The 17,914-nt window shown below is 75.5% G+C and carries 16 protein-coding genes; 8 read left to right on the top strand and 8 right to left on the bottom strand.

Annotation, left to right across the window (positions count from 1 at the left end; genetic code table 11):
• Window positions 1-37: 37 nt before the first annotated feature.
• The gene (locus HUT10_RS44635; RefSeq protein ID WP_176176733.1) at window positions 38-1,252 is read right to left on the bottom strand and encodes an NAD(P)/FAD-dependent oxidoreductase; all 1,215 of its coding nucleotides are present in this window, start codon (window positions 1,250-1,252) and stop codon (window positions 38-40) included.
• A 59-nt stretch (window positions 1,253-1,311) separates the two neighbouring features.
• Here HUT10_RS44635 and HUT10_RS44630 point away from each other — a divergent pair, with 59 nt between their 5' ends.
• The 4 genes from HUT10_RS44630 to HUT10_RS44615 all read left to right on the top strand — a co-directional run bounded on the left by HUT10_RS44630 (window position 1,312) and on the right by HUT10_RS44615 (window position 4,708).
• Complete coding sequence (locus HUT10_RS44630) at window positions 1,312-1,788, top strand: MarR family winged helix-turn-helix transcriptional regulator (protein WP_176176732.1); 477 nt, start codon at window positions 1,312-1,314, stop codon at window positions 1,786-1,788.
• Entirely contained in the window at window positions 1,785-3,149 is a 1,365-nt protein-coding gene (locus HUT10_RS44625) for an MFS transporter (protein ID WP_303247035.1), read from the top strand. The genes HUT10_RS44630 and HUT10_RS44625 overlap by 4 nt, the downstream gene beginning before the upstream one ends.
• On the top strand, window positions 3,146-3,535 hold the full coding sequence (locus HUT10_RS44620) for a hypothetical protein (protein ID WP_176176730.1): 390 nt from the start codon (window positions 3,146-3,148) through the stop codon (window positions 3,533-3,535). Before HUT10_RS44625 ends, HUT10_RS44620 begins: the two co-directional genes overlap by 4 nt.
• Before the next feature lie 84 nt (window positions 3,536-3,619).
• On the top strand, window positions 3,620-4,708 hold the full coding sequence (locus HUT10_RS44615) for a polyprenyl synthetase family protein (RefSeq protein WP_254897302.1): 1,089 nt from the start codon (window positions 3,620-3,622) through the stop codon (window positions 4,706-4,708).
• A 14-nt stretch (window positions 4,709-4,722) separates the two neighbouring features.
• On the opposite strand, the gene HUT10_RS44610 is transcribed toward HUT10_RS44615, so the two are convergent.
• The 4 genes from HUT10_RS44610 to HUT10_RS44595 form a co-directional block, all read right to left on the bottom strand.
• A complete protein-coding gene (locus HUT10_RS44610) occupies window positions 4,723-5,733 on the bottom strand; it encodes a DUF5914 domain-containing protein (protein ID WP_176176728.1) in 1,011 nt (336 codons plus the stop codon).
• Between the two features lie 108 nt (window positions 5,734-5,841).
• Entirely contained in the window at window positions 5,842-6,729 is an 888-nt protein-coding gene (locus HUT10_RS44605) for a MerR family transcriptional regulator (RefSeq protein WP_176176727.1), read from the bottom strand.
• Between the two features lie 216 nt (window positions 6,730-6,945).
• Window positions 6,946-7,830 carry a MerR family transcriptional regulator gene (locus HUT10_RS44600; protein ID WP_176176726.1) on the bottom strand — a complete coding sequence of 295 codons (885 nt, stop codon included), beginning with the start codon at window positions 7,828-7,830 and terminating at the stop codon, window positions 6,946-6,948.
• A gap of 125 nt (window positions 7,831-7,955) precedes the next feature.
• Window positions 7,956-8,858: a YhjD/YihY/BrkB family envelope integrity protein gene (locus HUT10_RS44595; protein ID WP_254897301.1), complete on the bottom strand. Its 903-nt coding sequence runs from the start codon at window positions 8,856-8,858 to the stop codon at window positions 7,956-7,958.
• A 15-nt stretch (window positions 8,859-8,873) separates the two neighbouring features.
• Between HUT10_RS44595 and HUT10_RS51965 the strand changes: the two genes are divergently transcribed.
• Window positions 8,874-9,539, top strand: coding sequence for a CDP-alcohol phosphatidyltransferase family protein (locus tag HUT10_RS51965; RefSeq protein ID WP_303247011.1), 666 nt, complete (start codon window positions 8,874-8,876; stop codon window positions 9,537-9,539).
• An 838-nt stretch (window positions 9,540-10,377) separates the two neighbouring features.
• Here HUT10_RS51965 and HUT10_RS44585 read toward each other — a convergent pair.
• The 3 genes from HUT10_RS44585 to HUT10_RS44575 are packed head-to-tail and all read right to left on the bottom strand — an operon-like array spanning window position 10,378 to window position 13,798.
• Window positions 10,378-11,868, bottom strand: coding sequence for an NAD(P)/FAD-dependent oxidoreductase (locus tag HUT10_RS44585; protein ID WP_176176725.1), 1,491 nt, complete (start codon window positions 11,866-11,868; stop codon window positions 10,378-10,380).
• Window positions 11,865-13,001: a glycosyltransferase family 2 protein gene (locus tag HUT10_RS44580; protein WP_176176724.1), complete on the bottom strand. Its 1,137-nt coding sequence runs from the start codon at window positions 12,999-13,001 to the stop codon at window positions 11,865-11,867. The genes HUT10_RS44585 and HUT10_RS44580 overlap by 4 nt, the downstream gene beginning before the upstream one ends.
• The gene (locus HUT10_RS44575; protein ID WP_176176723.1) at window positions 12,980-13,798 is read right to left on the bottom strand and encodes a carotenoid biosynthesis protein; all 819 of its coding nucleotides are present in this window, start codon (window positions 13,796-13,798) and stop codon (window positions 12,980-12,982) included. The genes HUT10_RS44580 and HUT10_RS44575 overlap by 22 nt, the downstream gene beginning before the upstream one ends.
• Before the next feature lie 422 nt (window positions 13,799-14,220).
• Between HUT10_RS44575 and HUT10_RS44570 the strand changes: the two genes are divergently transcribed.
• The 3 genes from HUT10_RS44570 to HUT10_RS44560 all read left to right on the top strand — a co-directional run bounded on the left by HUT10_RS44570 (window position 14,221) and on the right by HUT10_RS44560 (window position 17,913).
• Window positions 14,221-15,321, top strand: a complete 1,101-nt coding sequence (locus HUT10_RS44570) for a polyprenyl synthetase family protein (RefSeq protein WP_176176722.1) — start codon at window positions 14,221-14,223, stop codon at window positions 15,319-15,321.
• A 157-nt stretch (window positions 15,322-15,478) separates the two neighbouring features.
• Window positions 15,479-16,954 (top strand): phytoene desaturase family protein, encoded by a 1,476-nt coding sequence (gene crtI / locus HUT10_RS44565; protein WP_176176721.1) that lies wholly within the window; start codon window positions 15,479-15,481, stop codon window positions 16,952-16,954.
• The gene (locus HUT10_RS44560; RefSeq protein WP_176176720.1) at window positions 16,951-17,913 is read left to right on the top strand and encodes a phytoene/squalene synthase family protein; all 963 of its coding nucleotides are present in this window, start codon (window positions 16,951-16,953) and stop codon (window positions 17,911-17,913) included. Before crtI ends, HUT10_RS44560 begins: the two co-directional genes overlap by 4 nt.
• The last annotated feature ends 1 nt before the right edge of the window (window position 17,914 follow it).

The raw sequence follows: 17,914 nt of genomic DNA, 5'->3' as shown, positions 1-17,914 counted from the left end.
AGGGTCCGCAGCAGGGTGCGGATCCCGCCGGCGGACTTCAGGCCGAACTTGCCCAGCCGGAACGACACCGGGCCGTCGAGGCGTTGCGCCCACTGGAGGTTCGCCACCGACGCGCGGATCGCCTCCTGGCCTCGCTCGCGCATTTCCCGTTCGTACGCGGCGATCGCCGGCACCGGACGGCCCAGGCCCTGCTCGCACAACGCCAGCGTCTCGGTGAGCGCGGCCGCGTCGCGCAGGGCCGTGCTCGCGCCGATGCCGCCGGTCGGGGCATCACGTGCACGGCGTCGCCGAGCAGGGTCACCGTCGGCTGGGTCTGCCACGGCTCGATCTCCGGCGCCACCCAGAACGTCAAGGGGGACAACGAATGCGGGTCCGCAGCGGCGATCAGCTGCCCGGCGGCCGGGTGCCAGTCCGCCACCATCCCCCGGGCCGCCTCGCCGAGGTTCCCGTCGCTCGTGCGGGGATCCTCGGGCCATTCGGCCGACGGCGCGCCCACCGACCAGAGGAGGTAGGCGTCGTCCGGCTCCCGGGGGCCGCCGCCCGGCGGGAGGTCGGGACGGCTGCGCCCGGCGGGGTCGTGGCCGGAGAAGAACATGTTGTGCCCGGCCGGGCCGATCGCGAACCCGGCCCCGTCGACCATCGCCGCCGGGACACCCGCGGCGACGGCCGCCTCGAGCGGGGTCGTCCCCGCGACGCAGGCGACGTCCCACGCCTCGGGTTCGGCGTGCGGCAGCAGCTGGCGGCGCACCGCCGACGCCCGGCCGTCCGCGCCGACCAGCAGCGTGCCCTCGTCGGTCGTGCCGTCCGCGAGGTCGACGGCGACGCGGTTGCCGGGCAGCAGCCGGTACCGCTCGACGGCCCGGCCCCACCGGACCACGTCCTCGAGGCCGCGCAGGAGCAGCCGCCGCAGCGGGCGGCGGCCGATCAGCGTGTCGTCGTCCACCAGCAGCGCCGGGTCGGCCTCGGTCGGCGACACCAGCAGTTCTTCGAGGTGCTCGTCGAGGATGCGGAAGGCGTCCAGCGGCCGGGACGCGCTGTCGAGGATCGCCAGGTAGGTCTCCAGCGGCAGGCACGCGTGCAGCGCGCGGTTGGCCTGCCCGGTGAGGTGCAGGCGGTACCCCGCCCACCGTTCGTCGGGGCCGGTGTCGCGTTCGTACACCGTGACGTCGATCCCGTGCCGGCGCAGGCCGTGCGCCAGGCAGAGCCCGCCGATGCCGGCGCCGGCGATGATCACGTGGCTGCGTCCGGACATCCGGCACCCTCCCGAAGAGTAAGGTTCCTTATGGATGTGGGCTACGATATCGTGATGCCGTGCCCAACGCAGAACATCCGGTCCGCACCGGCAAAGCGCCGGTGTGGACCGACAGCGACATCGACGGCCTGGCCGGCTGGAACGTCATCCGCGCCTACCTCGCCTTCGTCCCGCGCATGGCACAGGCACTCGCCCCCGCCGAGCTTTCCCCGGCCCAGTTCGGGATACTCGTGCAGATCGACAACAGCCCCGGGATCGCCCAGGGCGCGCTGGCACGCCGATGCCTGGTGACGCCGCAGAGCATGGGCGAGGCCCTGCTCCCGCTGGAGGCGCTCGGCCTGATCGTGCGCGGCGAACGCCCGGGCCGCGGCCACCCGATCCCGGTGCACATCACCGACGCCGGCCGCCGGCTCGTCCGGAAGGCGACGAAGGCGGTGCTGGAGGTCAACACCCCGGCGGCGATGGGGCTGACGGCGGCCGAGCAGCGGACCCTGGTCCAACTGCTGCGCAAGGTGGTCGGCACGCTGGTGCCCTGATCCTGCTGGCGGCCTGCCTCGCCCAGTTCATGACGGTGCTCGACGTCTCGGTCGTGAACGTGGCGCTGCCGGCCATCCAGGACGCTCTCGGCTTCGGCGACAGCGGCCTGACCTGGGTGGCCAACGGCTACAGCCTCGCCTTCGGCGGCTGCCTCCTGCTGGGCGGCCGCTGCGCGGACCTGTTCGGGCACCGGCGCGTGTTCCTGGCCGGCGTGGCCGTGTTCGGCGCGGCCAGCCTGCTCGCGGGGGCGGCGCCCGGGCCCGGCTGGCTGGTGGCGGCCCGCGTCCTGCAGGGCCTCGGCGGCGCGGTGCTGTCCCCGGCGACGCTGGCCATCGTGACGACGACGTTCACCGGCGAGCGCGCCCGGCGCAGCGCACTGGGGACGTGGTCGGCGGTCGGCGCGGTCGGCGGCGCGGCGGGCGGCCTGCTGGGCGGCGCGCTGGTGCGGTGGGCGGGCTGGCGGTGGATCTTCCTGATCAACGTGCCGATCGCGCTGGCGATCGGCGTCATCGCGGTGCTGTTCCTGGCCCGCACCGGCGGCGCACGGGAACGGCCGCGCCTCGACGTCGTGGGGGCGGCGCTGGCGACCGGAGCGCTGGTCTCGCTGGTGTACGGCGCCACCCGCCTCCAGGACGGCGGCGCGGCGTACCTGCCGTTCCTGCTGGCGATCGGGCTGTTCGCGGCGTTCGTCCGGACCGAGCGGCGCTCCGCGGCGCCCCTGGTCCCGCCGGGCACCCTGCTGCGGCGGCCGGGGCTGACGATCAACCTGACGATGGCGGTCCTCGGCTGCGTGGCGTTCACGACGTGGTACTTCGGGGCGCTGTTCCTGCAGCGGGTGGCGGGTCTCGACGCGTGGCACACGGGTCTGGCGTTCCTCCCCCAGGCGGCGTGCATCATCGCCGGCGCCCGCCTCGCCGGCCGGCTGCCGGGCCGGATCCCGCCGAAGCGGATCGTGCTGGCGGGCACGGTGTGCGTCGTGGCGGGGCTGGGCTGGTATTCCACTGTGGACGCGGGCAGTGCGGCGCTGACCGGGGTGGTGCCGCCGGGGATGCTGGTGACGTTCGGCCTCGGGCTGTCGTTCGGCCCGCTGGCGGCCTTGGCCACGGGGGCGGCGGCCGAGGGCGACACGGGGCTGGCGGCGGGTTTGCTGAGCACGTTCCGCCAGATCGGGGCGGCGTTGGGACTGGCCGGGCTGGCGTGGGTCGCCCACGCGCGTTCTTCCGGGCTCACGGCATCGGGGACACCGGCGGCGGCCGCGGAGGCGGCGGGGTTCGGCCGGGCGTTCCTGGTGGCGGCGGTACTGGCCGCTGCAGCCACGGCCCTTGCGGCGGCGATCCCGGGAGGTGAGCGGAGGGGGTGAACCGCGCCCGCCGGCCACCCCGAGTGGGTGCCGAAGCCCCGGCACCCGCGAACCACCGCGCCCACCGGCCACCACGAACGGTGCGGCTCGGCCGCGCCGGGCATTTCGGGCGACCGACACCGGCCACCGATGCCGCGTTGGGGCTGTCCGTGCTCGCGCGGGTCGCCCACGCCCGCTCGGCGGGCGCTCCCGCGGCCGCCGCCGAGGCGGCGGGGTTCGGCCGGGCGTTCCCGGCGGCCGCGGTGCGCGCCGCCGCAGCCACGGCACCGGCAAGGTCGGTGCGGCTCGGCCGCGCCGGGCACCCGAGGGCGCACCAAGCCCGGTCACCGGGATCGCAGGCCACCCCGGCCCCGGCCCTCACGCCGAACTCCTTGCCCGAACTATAAGGATCCTGATACCTTACCCGTCAGGGCGCCCGGTCGCCGCCCACACCAGATTCGGGCGGTCTGCGTCCGGCGGGAGGGATGACCATGAGGATCACCACGGCCGCCCCCGAGCTCGCTCCTGCGACGTGGCTCGGCGACATCCGGGCCGGCAGCCGGGCCGCCGCGCTCGAGTTCGTCGAAGCGCGGTGTGCCGAGCTGTTCACCGGCCGGCGGGAGGGCGCGCTCGCCACCACCGCCCTGCCGTCCTATGTGTCCGGCGGGAAGTTCCTGCGGTCCGCCTTCGCCTTCGTCGGCTGGCGCTGCGGGCGCGACGGCTCGGACGCCGCCCTGCGGGCCGCCGCCAGTCTCGAACTGCTGCACTGCTTCGCGCTCGCGCAGGACGACGTCATGGACGGCTCGCCGCTGCGACGCGGGGCTCCGACCCTGCACACCCAGTTCGCCACCTGGCACGAGGGCCAGGGCTGGCGCGGCGACCCCGGCCGGTTCGGCGAGTCGGCCGCGGTGCTCTCCGGCGACCTGTTCCTCGTCTGGTCCGAGCAGCTGCTGCGCGAATCCGGCCTGGCCGCCGCCGAGCTGGCGCGCGGGTGGCCGGTGTACGACGCCATGCGCGCCGAGCTCGCCGTCGGGCAGCTCGGTGACCTGGTGAACGACGCGCGGTCGGTGCCCAGCTGGGCGTCCGTGCTCGACGTGCTGCGCCGCAAGTCCGGCAACTACACCGTCCGCCGCCCGCTCGAGTTCGGCGCGGCGCTGGCAGGCTGCGCGCCCGCGGTGTCGGCGCTGCTCGGCAGCTACGGCACGCACATCGGCGAGGCCTTCCAGTTCCGCGACGACCTGCTCGGCGTGTTCGGCGACCCGGCGGTCACCGGCAAGCCGGTGGGCGACGACCTGCGCGAGCACAAGGCGACCAGCGTGGTCGTGCTCGCCCGGGAGCTCGCCACCCCGGCCCAGCGCCGGGACCTCGCGGCCTTCGACCGGCTGCGGGCCATCGACGACGCGGCCGTGCGGCGCTGGCAGGACGTCATCGAGGCGACCGGAGCGCGGGAAAAGCTCGAAGAACTGATCACGGCCCGGGTCGCCGCGGCGCACGAGATCGTCGACCGGCTGGCCGTCCCGGCCGAACCCCGGTCGGCGCTGTCCCTGCTGGCCCTGCGGTGCACCGACCGGATCCGGTAGCCGACGACGGCGAGTCAGCGGTGATCCCCTCGCAGCGCGTAACGCCGTTCGGCGTACGCGAGATCGTCCCGCCACAACCGGGCCGCGGCCCGGCGCATGAGCGGCCGCAACGCCGGGGCCAGCCGAGCCGCCGCGGCGAACCCCGGCCGGTCGGACGCGGCGATCGTCGCCTCGATCACCGCGGTGCGCGGGCGGCCGTCGGGTCCGGGGCCGAGCGGGGTGGCGTGCGTCTCGACCACGCTGCCCGCCCCCTCACCGTCCACAATGGTCATCAGCACCGTGCGCGGGCCGGGGCAGGTGAACTCGGCGACCACCGGGACGCCGAGCTTCCCGGCCAGCCGGAACGTCACCTCGACGACGAACCGGTCCTCGGCCTCCGCGACGTCGACCCCCTGCGGCGCCGAGAGCACGCGCAGCCGCGCGAACGAGTACGGGTGGAACCACGCGCCGTGCCACGGGTCGAGCCGGTTGGCGACGACGTCTTCCGGCTCGCAGACCCCGGTCAGCGTGGCCACGGCGTCGACCGTGGTCCCCACCGGGCGGTCCGGCACGATCGGCCGGTCGGTGGGCTGCTCGCCGCCGATCCGGTCGAGGCGGACCCACGCCAGCACGCCGTCGTCGTGGGCCGGCAGCGCCGTCCACCCGGGACGGTCCGGGCCGACGCGCAGGCCGTGCCAGCGGCAGACCAGCTCCCCGCAGTGCACCCGCGCCTGCTCCAGCGGCGCGCCGAGGTGCGGGCAGGCGCCCGGGCCGATCTGCAGTGCGCCGTCCGGCCCGCGCCAGGCGACCAGCTCCCGGCCGCCCACCCGCACACCGAACGGCCGGTCGGCCCGGATTTCCCGGGCGGCGGCGAAGACGAACCAGTTGCCCGACGGCCGGGCACCGGCCCGCTTGACCGCCGCCTCGATCAGGGCGGGGCTGCACTCCGCGTAGGTGGGTTCCTGGCGAGCCCAGGCCGGCTCCCGGAACGGCTGCACCGGCCACCGCGCCGGCCAGCGCTCGATCACCTGCCGCTTGAGATCCACCGGAGACGCTCCCGTCCGCCACGGCCGGCCGAGAGGACCGGCACGCGAGTAATCCTCGGGCATCTGGAGCGATTGCGCAACGCTTTCGCCCGGTGCCCGGGCACGGGTTCACGCCTTCAGGCGTTCGGTGGCCAGCTCGAGGGCGCCGGGCAGGTCGTTGACGAACGGGACGTCCCGCTCGGTGAGGTTCTCCCAGCCCGGGCCGGCCGTGGCGGTGTCGAAGCCACGACGGCGCAACCGCTGGACCAGCAGGTCGTCGACGGTGTTGGCGGACATCGACCACAGGAACACCACGACCGGATCCAGCTTGGAGGCGATCGCGATGGTGGTCTCGGCCGGCACCATCTGCCCCAGGTACACCGCCGGGATGCCGACCTCCACCAGCGCGGCCCGCAGCACCTCCATCGGCAGACTGTGCCGCTCCTCCGGGCAGCAGGCCAGCAGCACCAGCCGGCCGGGCGGGGTGTTGGCGAACCCCGCGCTGTAGCGCTGCAGGGCCAGCGAAATCTCGCCGGTCAGCGCCCATTCGGACTCGAAGCAGACATCACCGCGCAGCCAGCGGCCGCCGAGGTGGTGCAGCACCGGGACGAACACCTCGGTCCACGCCGCGGCCGGGCCGAGCGCGTCCAGCGTTTCGTCCAGCAACGCGGCCAGGGAGGCGAATTCGAGGCCTTCCGCGGCCCGCTCGAGCTCTTCGATGTGCCGGTCGACCGACACCTCGGGCACCGTCTCGTCGGCGCCGGAGAACGCCGCCGCGGCGGCTTCCCTGGCCCGCATGCCGCGGTCGATGAGCCGCTGCATGTACTGCAGGCGGCGGACGTCGGCGTCGGAGTAGCGCCGGTGCCGTCCGTCGTCGCGCAGCGTCGGCCCGACCCCGTAGCGCGCGGCCCAGGTGCGCAGGGTCACGGGCGAGACGCCGAGCAGTTCGGCGACCTTGCCCGGCGTCCACGAACCCCCGGCCCGGGGTTCCCGGCCACTCACCCCGTCGACGTCCATCAACACCACGTTCCCACACGCCAGGGACGTCCGCCGGTGTGGTCACACGCGACGGAACAGCCTGCGACCGGCTATGTCCGCTTCAACGGATACGGCATCCGACGCCCGTTCGACACTCCCAGTGCCCAAGTTGCACGCCACAGAGGTGCCTTTGTGACTCAAATCACAGTTTACCCAGCGCTTGCGTGCGCGTTCCGCGAGCGGGGGCCGAACCGGTCAGGGCCACACGCGTCCGGCGCGCGCGGAAGCTTCCCGCAGAGCGACCCGGAGGCCGTTGAGCACCGGCCCGTTCCGGCCGCCGACCGGGTACCAGCCCGGCCCGGCCGCGCGCACCGGCACGCCCCGGCGGGCCAGCTCGGCCAGCAGCGGGGCGTCGGCGGTGTAGGGCGTCATCGACCAGAGCAGCACGAGCACCGGCTCGATCCGCACGGCCGTCCGCACGAGGACGTCGGGCGCCACCATCTCGCCGAGGAACACCACCGGGATGCCGGCTTCCCGCAGCACCGTCGCGAGCACCTGGAGCGGCAGCGGGTGCCGCTCGGTCGCGCAGCAGGCCAGCAGCACCGGCCGCTCGCCCGAGGGCGGCGGGGCGCCGACGACGTGCCGCTGCAGCGCCGCCGAGATCGCCCCGGCCAGCGCCCATTCGGCCGCGAAGGCCCTTTCCCCGGCCCGCCACCGCTCCCCCTGACGGCGCAGCACCGGCGCCAGGACGTCGACCCAGGCGGCGATCGTGCCGTGCCCGGCCAGCAGCTCGTCGAGCAGGACGGCCAGCGCGGGGAGGTCGATGGCGGCGGCGGCTTGGTCGATCTCGTCGGCCCGCAGCCGCGACTGCGCGGGGGTGACGGCCTCGGAGAGGACCAGCCCGGCCGCGGTCCCGGCCCGGACGCCCTGGTTCACCAGCGCGCTCATCCGGCGCAGCCGCTGCAGCTCGCGCGGCCCGTAGAACCGCTGCCCGCCGGGCCCGCGCCGGGCGGGCCCGACGCCGTAGCGGCTGTCCCACGCGCGCAGCACGACGGGCGAGACCCCGATCGCGGTGGCGATCTGCCCCGTCGTCCACCAGGAGGCCCGGTCGGTGACCTCCGGTTCCGGTCTGGTCGTCACTCGTCCCCACCACTGGTCCGGCGTGCGCCGGCTCTTCTGTCCGGCTCCGGCACGGCCGATGATGGCCCAAACGAATCGCTTGTGCAACGCTTTACTGATGACGGGGGCGTTAAAAATCCAGGGTCTCAGCCGGTGGCTCGGCCAGACCTGCAGGAACGGCCGGGATTCTCGCTCGCTTCTGCATCGTTTTCCGCGGGCTCCTCGGCACCGAGCCGGGTGCGCTCGGCGCTGAGGGCCAGCCGGTAGCCGAGCAGGAGCAGCACGTGGAGCAGGTAGAGCCACAGGAGCAACGCCGAGACCGCACCGACCGCCGCCAGGCCGCCGAACGGCACGCTCCAGTCCAGCGGGATGGCCAGGAACAGGAGGAACCCGTGGAAGAACCCCGCCAGCACGGCGGCCACGGCGAGCGCGCCCACCACCAGCGGCCCCCGGCGCACCCCGCGCGGGGCGCTGCCGGCGAAGACGATCGCGGTCACCGCCGCGATGATCAGCCAGTCGATGTGGAACGACAGCGTGATGCCCCAGAACGTCGCCCAGCCGCCGCGCGCGTAGAAGCCGGCCACCGTGTCGGCGGTGGCCAGCGGCGCGATCGCCAGGGTCGGGCTGAGGACGAGCACGGGCACGAACATCAGCCGCCCGCGCCAGCCGACGAGCGCCCCGGCGGGCTGCCCGGCCACCTGGACGAGGCCGCGCAGCAGGCCTTCGCCGTAGAAGGTGGCCGGCAGCAGGGTGACCAGCAGCGCGGTCCACGGCGTCCCGAGCGCGGCCGTGGTCAGGGCCTGCAGCGCCGGTCCGGGCCCGTGGCCGGGCGGCAGCGCGTCGACCCAGCGCGAAACGCCGTGCCGGACGAACGCCGGCGACCCGAGGAACGCCGCGCCCCGCAGGGCGACGAGCGCCAGCGGGACCACGGCCAGGACGGCGAAGAAGGTGACACCGGCGGCCCACAGGGACAGGTCCCGGCCGCGCAGCTCCCGGCCGGCGTCCCGCAGGACGGCGCCCGCCCGGCGGGCCACGTCCCGGCCGCTCACGCCGGTGCCCCGGCGGTGTCGGTCGAGGACGACGGGGTGGCGGGCTGGTCCCGCGTGCACGAGCACGACGTTTCGGGGAGCGCGCTCGCCGTCGGCTGGCTGCGGGCGATCCACCTGCTGGCCCGGCCGGTGCTGGGCGTGCCGCCCGACGTGCTGACGGGCTGCGGGGTGCTGAGCGCGCTGGCGGCGGTCTGGCTGGCGTCACTGGGCGGCGACGCGCTGTGGCTCGCCTTGGCCGCGATCGTGGCGACGGGGGTATTCGACGGATTGGACGGCGCGGTGGCCCTGCGCACCGGCCGCGCCCGCCCGCTGGGAGCGGTCCTCGACGCGGCGTCGGACCGCGTGACGGAGCTGTGTTTCGTGGCGGTGCTCCTGGTCCTCGGCGCACCCGCGGGCTGGTGCGCGGCGGCGGCGGTGACGTCGCTGCTGCACGAGTACATCCGCGCCCGCGCCCAGGCGGCGGGCATGCGCGGAGCGGGAGCGATCACGGCGGCCGAGCGCCCGACCCGCCTGGTGGTGACGGCGGTGGCGGTGACCGGGGCGGCGTTGGCCCCGGCGGGGACGCCGTGGACGGGCTGGCCGTGGGGAACGACGTGCGCGGTGCTGGGAACCGGGTTGTCGGTCATCGGCTTGGCCCATCTCTGGGTGGGGGTCGTGCGGGCGTTCAGGCAGGCCGGGTAGCGCGGGTAGGTCGGCGCCGCGCGGCTTCCGGCCGAGGGGACCGGCATCGGCCCCGCCCACCGCGGCGTGAAGCCGAAGCGCGGCGCCCTGGTCGGCTTAGCGCCGGTTCCCGACGGGAGGCGCCGGGGAACCGGCCTGACCGCCATCGACCCGGCCCACCGCGACGCGAAGCCACCGCGGGGCGCCCTGCCCGGCGCGGCTCCGATTCCCGACGGGAGGCGCCGGGGAACCGGCCTGACCGCCATCGACCCGGCCCACCGCGACGCGAAGCCACCGCGGGGCGCCCTGCCCGGCGCGGCTCCGATTCCCGACGGGAGGCGCCGGGGAACCGGCCCGACCGCCATCAACCCCACCCACCGCGACGCGAAGCCACCGCGGGGCGCCCTGCCCGGCGCGGCTCCGATTCCCGACGGGAGGCGCCGGGGAACCGGCCCGACCGCCATCAACCCCACCCACCGCGACGCGAAGCCACCGCGGGGCGCCCTGCCCGGCGCGGCTCCGATTCCCGACGGGAGGCGCCGGGGAACCGGCCCGACCGCCATCAACCCCACCCACCGCGACGCGAAGCCACCGCGGGGCGACTTGGCCGGCGCCGCTCGGGGTGCCGCCGTCGGCCCCGCCGTTCGCGGCGCGAAGCCGCAACGCGGCGCCCTGCCCGGCACGGCGCCGGTTGCCGCCGGCAGCCGCCGGAGAACCGACCTGGCCACCACCAGGCCCACCCACCGCGGCGTGGGCGCCGGGAAGCCGAGGCGCGGCAACCTGCCCGGCGCAGCGCGGGTTCCCGCCGTCGGCCCCACCCACCGCTCCGTGAAGCCGTAGTTCTGCGCCGGTCCCTCCCTCATCGGCTCGGTCCTCCCCCGGCGAGCCCGGCCACGATCTCCGCCGACATCGCCACCAGCGGCAGCCCTCCTCCCGGGTGGGCCGAGCCGCCGGCGAGGTACAACCCCGGCACCGGCGTCGCGTTCGCCGGGCGGAGGAGCGCTGCCCTCGGGCCGTTCGACGATGAGCCGTAGATCGATCCTCCCGGGGCGCCCGTCGTGCATTCCAGGTCCGCCGGGGTGCGGATCTCGCGCCACAGCAACCGGTCCCGCACGTCCAGGCCCCGGGCCGCCAGGACCTCCAGCACCCGGTCCGCGTAGTCCTCCGCCAGCCCCGGGGTCGTCCAGTCGACCGCCGTCGCCGGGTCGTGGCGGGGGGCGTTCACCAGGACGAACCAGGCTTCGCAGCCCGGCGGGTGCAGCTGCGGGTCGCCGGGGGCGCAGACGTACACCGTGGGGTCCGCCACCGGCCGGGGCGCACGGCCGAAGAGCGCGTCGAACTCGGCGTCGTAGGCGGCCGGGAAGAGCACGCGGTGGTGGGCCGGGTCCGGTGTCGTGCCGCGCAGCGCGAGCAGCAGCACGAACCCCGCCGACGACGGTTGCGTCCGGCGCAGGGCCCGGCGCGGCGCGCGCGTGCGGGGGTCGTCGAGCAGGTCGCCGTACACGTGCGCCGCGTCCGCGTTGGCCACCACGATCGAGGCCGGGAGCCGCTCGCCGTCCGCCAGCCGGACTCCGCGGACGCCCGCCGGGCCGGTCTCGATCGCGGTGACCTCCGCGCCGGTCCGGACGTCGACGCCGAGCGCCGCCAGCCGGCCCAGCAGGGCGTCGGCGAGCCGGCGCAGGCCGCCGCGGACGTGCCAGGCGCCGAACTCCTGTTCCACGAACGGCACGACGCTCAGCACGGCGGGCAGCCGCCGCGGGTCCGAGCCGGTGTAGGTCGCGTAGCGGTCCAGCAGCATCCGGGCCCGCGGGTCGCTCAGCCGGCGGCGCCCGATGCCGCGCAGGGTGCGCCACGGCGCGATCGCCAGCAGGTCCCGGACGCCGCGGGCGTGCCGGAGGAGGTCCCGGGTCCCGTTCAGCGGGCGGCGCAGCACGGGCTCGCCGACGAGACCCCACAGCCGCTCGGCGTCCTGCATGAGCTGCCGCCACTCTTCGCCGGCACCGCCGCCGAAAGCCGCTTCCAGGGCGTCCGGGACCGCGGCACGCTCGTGCGGGACGGCCAGTTCGGTGCCGTCGGCGAACCGGTAGCGGCAGGCGGGATCGACCGGGACGACGTCGACGAGCTCGTCGAGGTCGGCGCCGGTGGCCGCGAAGAGCTCGCGGTAGACCGACGGCAGGGTGAGCAGCGAAGGCCCGGTGTCGAAGGTGAAGCCGTCCCGGGTGAAGGTGCCGAGCTTGCCGCCGCAGGAGGCGGCGCGTTCCAGCACGGTGACCCGGTGCCCGGCCGCGGCGAGCCGGGCCGCCGCGGCGAGCCCGCCCATCCCGCCCCCGACCACGACGACGGCGCTCATGCGGCACCTCCGCCCGGCAGGCGGCGCGCAGACGCCACCGAACGCCCCTTCCACACCAGCCGGCCTGTGGTCCTGGCCCACCAGGACCGGCCGATCAACCCCGTCAGCGCGAGCACCGACACCGGGTGCGCCAAGCTGTCCGGCCACACCCGGCCCCCGGTCCGCCGGGCCGCCACCGCGCGCCCGGCCACCCCGGCCGCGTACCCCACCAGGCCGGCCCGCGAACCGCACAGGGCCGCTACCGCGGGAAGCACCCACACCGCCAGGAACAGCCCGGCGATCGCCGCCGCCGCGGGGGCCGAGCCCGTCGCCGACCACAGGGACTTCGTGTAGCCCTCGCGCAGTTCCGACCACGTCGCGTACATCCGGCACTCCGCGACACGGCTGCCGTCCGCGACCACGCCGCGGCCGCCCGCCCGCTTCACCGCGCGCATCAACGCGATGTCGTCCAGCACTTCGCCCGCCACCGCCGCGAAGCCGCCGCACTTGCGCAGCATCGCCGCGTCGATCACGAAGAACTGGCCGTTGGCGGCGGCCAGCGACGGCCGCGGGGACGTCTCCGCGAGCCGCAGCGGCAGCAGCACCAGCCACGACCACTGCAGCAGCGGCTGCACCAGCCGGGCCCCGAGCCCGTCCGCGCGCTGGCGCGGGAACGGCGACACCGCGTCGAGATTCGCCTCGCGCAGCAGGGAAACCGCGGCCGCGACGGCGTCGGGGGCCAGCACGACGTCCGCGTCGACGCAGACCAGCACGCTCCCCCGCGCCCGCTGGGCGAGCTGGTGGCACGCGTGCGGCTTGCCCAGCACCCCCGGCGGTGGCTCGGTGCCGGTCAGCAGCGTGACCCGCGGCCCGGCGAGCCGGCGGACGACGTCGGCCGTCCCGTCGGTGGAACAGTCGTCCAGCACCAGGATTTCGGCGTCGTCGAGGCCGCGTTGCGCCAGCAGGGAACGCAGGGCCGGGCCGACGCGCTCGGCTTCGTCGCGCAGCGGCAGCAGGATCGAGACGGCTTCCCGGCACCGGGCCCGCCCTTCGCGCGGTGCCCGGACGATCCGCGCGTTGTACGCCGCGTGCGCGGCACCGGCGACCGCCGCCGCGGCGGCCGCGCGGACGATCACGCGGAAACGCGGGCCCACCGGATCCCCTTTCCCAGCCGGATCGCGAACGGCACCGCCACCGCGCCCATGAGCACACCTCCGGCGACGGCCACCCACGGCCGTCCGAAGAACGCGAAATGCGCCCACACCGAGGAAAACCACGTCCAGAGGTACAACGCGGGCGCCGGGCCGGCCGCCAGGGCCGGGACCGGGTCCGGCGGGCGGGGCACCCAGCGGTGCAACGCCGCCTGGACGAGGACGGCGACCAGCAGCCAGCCCGCGAAGTTCGTCACCGGGATCCCGGCCACCAGCGGCAGCGACGGCTCGGGCGAGGCCCAGGTCCAGTACCCCTCGTCCACCATCTGCGGGTCGAGGAAGACGTCCCACGCCGCCAGCGCGGCCGCCGCCACCGCGACCACGCCGGCCGGCTTCACGGCCAGCGCGCGCCCGGCCAGCAGCGCCGGCCAGGCCATCATCAGCCAGGCGAGCGGGACGACGGCAGGCACACCGGCCAGCGGCAGGCCGAGCAGGCCGGTGTATTCGTAGTGCCCGAACGGGAATCCGGTGTGCAGGCCGACCACCTCGGCCAGCAGCCCGCCGCCGCCCGCGACGAGCGCCAGCGTGGCCGCCGCGCGGGCGCCGCAGCGGGACCAGGCGTCGGCGAGCGACGCCGCCGCGAAGCACAGCACGGTGAGCACGGTCAGCGGCGTGCGGCCGCCCGGGTCGGTCACCGAGTAGAGGATCTGGCAGAGCACCGTCGCCGCGGCGCAGAGCCAGGCGGCCAGTGCGGGCGGGGCGGGGCGGAGACGGGTGAATGCGGCAGTCCGCGAAACCATCACGCCAGCAGAATAGACCGGCGCGGAAAGCGGCGGGGCACTCGGCCTCGATTTCTTCGGCACTTCCTTAATTCGCCGCCGAATCGCGACGTAAATGCGCGCGGAATTGCACGACGAACACCCGGCGACGCCCCGGGTGTGGGCGGGGCGCCGCCGGGTGCGCGGCCCGCGTCCGAGGGGTGTGACGACGGGCCCGCCGGGACGGCGTGTGGCATCGCCCTCCCGGCCACGGGGTGGTCTTGCGTTTCGGCACCGATCCACGCCGAGCCACGCCGATCCGCGCCGCCGCGCGAACTTCGGCGACCGCGCGGGCATACCGGCGGGTTCGACGGTGGTTACCCGGTTTTCACCGGGTTCAAGTAGACAAGCTACACCACATGTGAAACGGTTGCGAATCGAATGGCCGACACCGGGAGGGGCGGATGACCGCGACCATGACGACGGGGGTGACCCCCGCGGACGAGGCACCCGCCGAGCAGCTGGACGCGCTGGGCCGCCGCTGCCTCGCCGCAGCGCACGGATTCGTGAGCGCGCGAGCGGCGGAACATTTTTCCGGGCGCAGCGAGGGAACGCTTGCGGAAACCGTGGTGCCGGAGTTCGTGGCGGGCGGAAAATGTCTCCGCCCGCTATTCGCCTACGTCGGGTGGCGGTGCGGGCAACCGGATTCCGACGCCGCCGTCCGCGCGGTCGCCGCGCTGGAACTGCTGCACTGCTTCGCCCTCGTCCAGGACGACGTGATGGACGGCGCCGAGCTGCGCCGCGGCCGCACCGCGCTGCACGTCCGGTTCGCCCGGTGGCACGAGGAGCAGGGCTGGGCCGGCTCGGCACCGCGGTTCGGCGAGTCCGCCGCGATCCTGTTCGGCGACCTGTTCCTGGTGTGGTCGGAGCAGATGCTGCGGGAGAGCGGGCTCGCGGCGGAGCAGCTGGCGCGCGGCTGGCCACACTACGACGCGATGCGGGCCGAGCTGGCGGTCGGCCAGCTCGCCGACCTGGTGAACGACGCACGGGCACTGCCCAGCTGGGACACGCTGCTCGACGTCCTGCGCCGCAAGTCCGGCAACTACACGGTCCGGCGCCCGCTGGAGTTCGGCGCGGCGCTGGCCGGCTGCGGCCCGGAGGTGCTGGCCGGGCTGGGCGAGTTCGGCGGCCTGGTGGGCGAGGCGTTCCAGCTGCGCGACGACCTGCTGGGCGTGTTCGGCGATCCGGTGGTCACGGGCAAACCGGCCGGGCAGGACCTGCGCGAGCGCAAGGCTTCCAGCGTGGTCGTGCTGGCCGCGGCGATGGCCGACCGCCGCCGCCAAGCCGAGTTCGCCGAGCTGATCGACCTGGACGCGGTGGACGACGAGGCGGTCGAGCGGTGGCGGGAGCTGATCGAGGCCACCGGCGCGCGCGAGCGGATGGGCGAGCTGATCCGCGAGCGGGCGGACAAGGCCATGGCGGCCATCGACCCGGCGGTGATCCCCGGCCACGCCGTCGACCTGCTCGCCGCGCTGGCGGCCCGCTGCACGGAGCGCGACCGATGACGGGCCACATCGCCGGCGAACACGCCGCCACGGCAGCGGGCCGCCGGCCTGCTTGCCGGCCGCGCCACGCAGCACGGCCCACGCCCCACCGTCCGATCCGCGAGCGCGCCGGCCGCACTTGCGCGACCACTGCCCGCCGAGGCGTGGAGGGTGACCGATGAAGACCGTGCCCGGCCCGGTGAACCGCGTCGTCGTCGTGGGCGCCGGGCTCTCCGGGCTCGCCGCCGCCCTGCACCTCGCCGGGCGCGGGCGGGAAGTCACCGTCGTCGAACGGGATGCCGGCCCCGGTGGGCGCGCCGGGCGGGTCGCACGCGACGGCTACCTGCTCGACACCGGCCCCACCGTGCTGACCATGCCGTCCATCCTCGCCGACACCTTCGCCGCCGTCGGGGCCGACTTCAGCACCGAACTGCCGCTCACCCGGCTCGATCCCGCCTACGTCGCCCAGTTCGCCGACGGCAGCACGCTGCCGGTGCACACCGACGGCGCCGCGATGGCCGAGGCCGTCCGCGAGTTTGCCGGGCCCGCCGAGGCGGCGGGCTACACCCGCCTGCGCGACTGGCTCACCCGGCTCTACCGGGCCGAGTTCGGCCGGTTCATCGACGCGAACATCGACTCCCCGCTCGGCATGCTCCGGCCCGAGCTGGCCCGGCTCGTCGCGCTGGGCGGCTTCCGGCGGCTCGACGGCCAGGTCGGCCGGTTCCTCAGCGACGAGCGCCTGAAACGCGTGTTCACCTTCCAGGCGCTCTACGCCGGCGAATCCCCGATGCACGCACTGGCCCTCTACGCGGTGATCTCCTACATGGACACCGTCGGCGGGGTGTACTTCCCGCCCGGCGGGATCGCCGCCCTGCCGCAGGCGCTCGCCCGCGTCGCGGCCGACGCCGGGGTCAAGTTCGCCTACGGCGACGCCGTGCGCGAACTGGAACGCTCCGGGTCGCGGGTCACCGCCGTGCGCACCGCCGCCGGGTCCCGGTACCCGTGCGACGCCGTCGTGCTCACCACCGAACTGCCGGAGAGCTACCGGCTGCTCGGGCGGCAGCCGCGGCGGCCGGTCGCGCTGCGGGCCGCGCCGTCCGCGCTCATCGTGCACGCCGGCGGCCCCGGGACACAGCCGGAGGTCGCGCACCACACGATCTCCTTCGGGCAGGGCTGGCGCTCGACCTTCGACGAGCTCATCACCCAGGGGAAGCGGATGAGCGATCCGTCGCTGCTGATCACCCGGCCGACCGCGTCCGACCCCGGGCTCGCCCCACCGGGCCGCCAGCTCTACTCCGTGCTCGCCCCGGTGCCCAACCTCGACCGCGGCCCCGCGGACTGGGCCGCCGAAACGGATTCCTACGCCGAAGAAGTCCTCGACGTGGCCCGGACGCGGCTGCTGCCCGGCTTCACCCCGGATTTCACCCACGTCATCGGCCCGGCCGAGTGGGCGGAGCGCGGCCTGGTCGCCGGGACCCCCTTCAGCTATGCCCACTCCTTCGGGCAGACCGGCCCGTTCCGGCCGCGGAACCTCCCCCGCGGGACGGACAACGCCGTCCTGGCCGGTGGCGCCACCGTGCCGGGCGTCGGCGTGCCGACCGTGCTCATCTCCGGCAGACTGGCTGCCGACCGGATCACCGGAGGGACCCGATGACCCGACGTGAACTCGACGCCGCCGGCATCCGCGAGCCGGAGCTGCGTGCCGCCTACACCTGGTGCCGCGAGCTCAACGCCCGGCACGGCCGCACCTACTTCCTCGCGACGCGCCTGCTCACCCCGGCGCAGCGACCGGCGATCCACGCGCTCTACGGCTTCGCCCGCTGGCTCGACGACATCGTCGACGAGCCCGAAGACGATGCCACCCCCGAAACCCTCGACACGCGCCTGCAGGAAGTCGAGAAGCGCTTCCTCGCCGACCTGGACGCCGGTGCGAGCGACGACCCGCTGCTGACCGCGGTGATCGACACGGCGGCCCGGTACACCCTCGCCAAGGCGTACTTCGAGGCGTTCTTCACCTCGATGCGGATGGACCTCACCGTCGACGGCTACGCCACCCGCGAAGAGCTGGACACCTACGTGCACGGTTCGGCCGAGGTGATCGGCCTGCAGGTGCTGCCGGTGCTGGGCACCGTCGCCCCGCGCGAAGAGGCCGAGCCGCGGGCCGCCGCGCTGGGGAAGGCCTTCCAGCTCACCAACTTCCTGCGCGACGTCGCCGAGGACCTCGGCCGCGGCCGGGTCTACCTGCCCGCCGACGAACTGGCCGTGCACGGCGTCGACCGCGACCGGCTTCAGTGGTGCGCCAAGGAGGGCCGGGCCGACCAGCGGGTCCGGGCCGCGATCCGCAACCAGATCGCCGTCACCCGCGACATCTACGCCGAAGCGCGGCCGGGCATCGCCATGCTGCACCCGATCTCCCGCCCGTGCGTGGCCACCGCGGCGCGGCTCTACGGCGGCATCCTCGACCGCATCGAGGCCGCCGGCCACGACGTCTTCGCCGGGCGCGCGGCGGTTTCGCGCGGGCAGCGGCTGGCGGTGGCGTGCGGGGCGGTCGCGCGGACGCAGTGGGCGCGGCGGCGCCACCCCGCGCCGGTGCAGCCGGTGGCGGTGGGCTGAG

Source organism: Amycolatopsis sp. Hca4 (assembly GCF_013364075.1).
GTDB lineage: Bacteria > Actinomycetota > Actinomycetes > Mycobacteriales > Pseudonocardiaceae > Amycolatopsis.
The sequence above is the reverse complement of the archived record's forward strand: the minus strand, read 5'-3'. Positions and strand labels throughout refer to the sequence as shown.

Bases quoted from the DNA above. Each gene is read 5' to 3' on its own strand.
- HUT10_RS44635 (WP_176176733.1), bottom strand. From the start codon at position 1,252: ATGTCCGGACGCAGCCACGTGATCATCGCCGGCGCCGGCATCGGCGGG.
- HUT10_RS44615 (WP_254897302.1), top strand. From the start codon at position 3,620: ATGAGGATCACCACGGCCGCCCCCGAGCTCGCTCCTGCGACGTGGCTC.
- HUT10_RS44605 (WP_176176727.1), bottom strand. From the start codon at position 6,729: ATGGACGTCGACGGGGTGAGTGGCCGGGAACCCCGGGCCGGGGGTTCG.
- HUT10_RS44585 (WP_176176725.1), bottom strand. From the start codon at position 11,868: ATGAGCGCCGTCGTCGTGGTCGGGGGCGGGATGGGCGGGCTCGCCGCG.
- HUT10_RS44575 (WP_176176723.1), bottom strand. From the start codon at position 13,798: ATGGTTTCGCGGACTGCCGCATTCACCCGTCTCCGCCCCGCCCCGCCC.
- HUT10_RS44570 (WP_176176722.1), top strand. From the start codon at position 14,221: ATGACCGCGACCATGACGACGGGGGTGACCCCCGCGGACGAGGCACCC.
- crtI (WP_176176721.1), top strand. From the start codon at position 15,479: ATGAAGACCGTGCCCGGCCCGGTGAACCGCGTCGTCGTCGTGGGCGCC.
- HUT10_RS44560 (WP_176176720.1), top strand. From the start codon at position 16,951: ATGACCCGACGTGAACTCGACGCCGCCGGCATCCGCGAGCCGGAGCTG.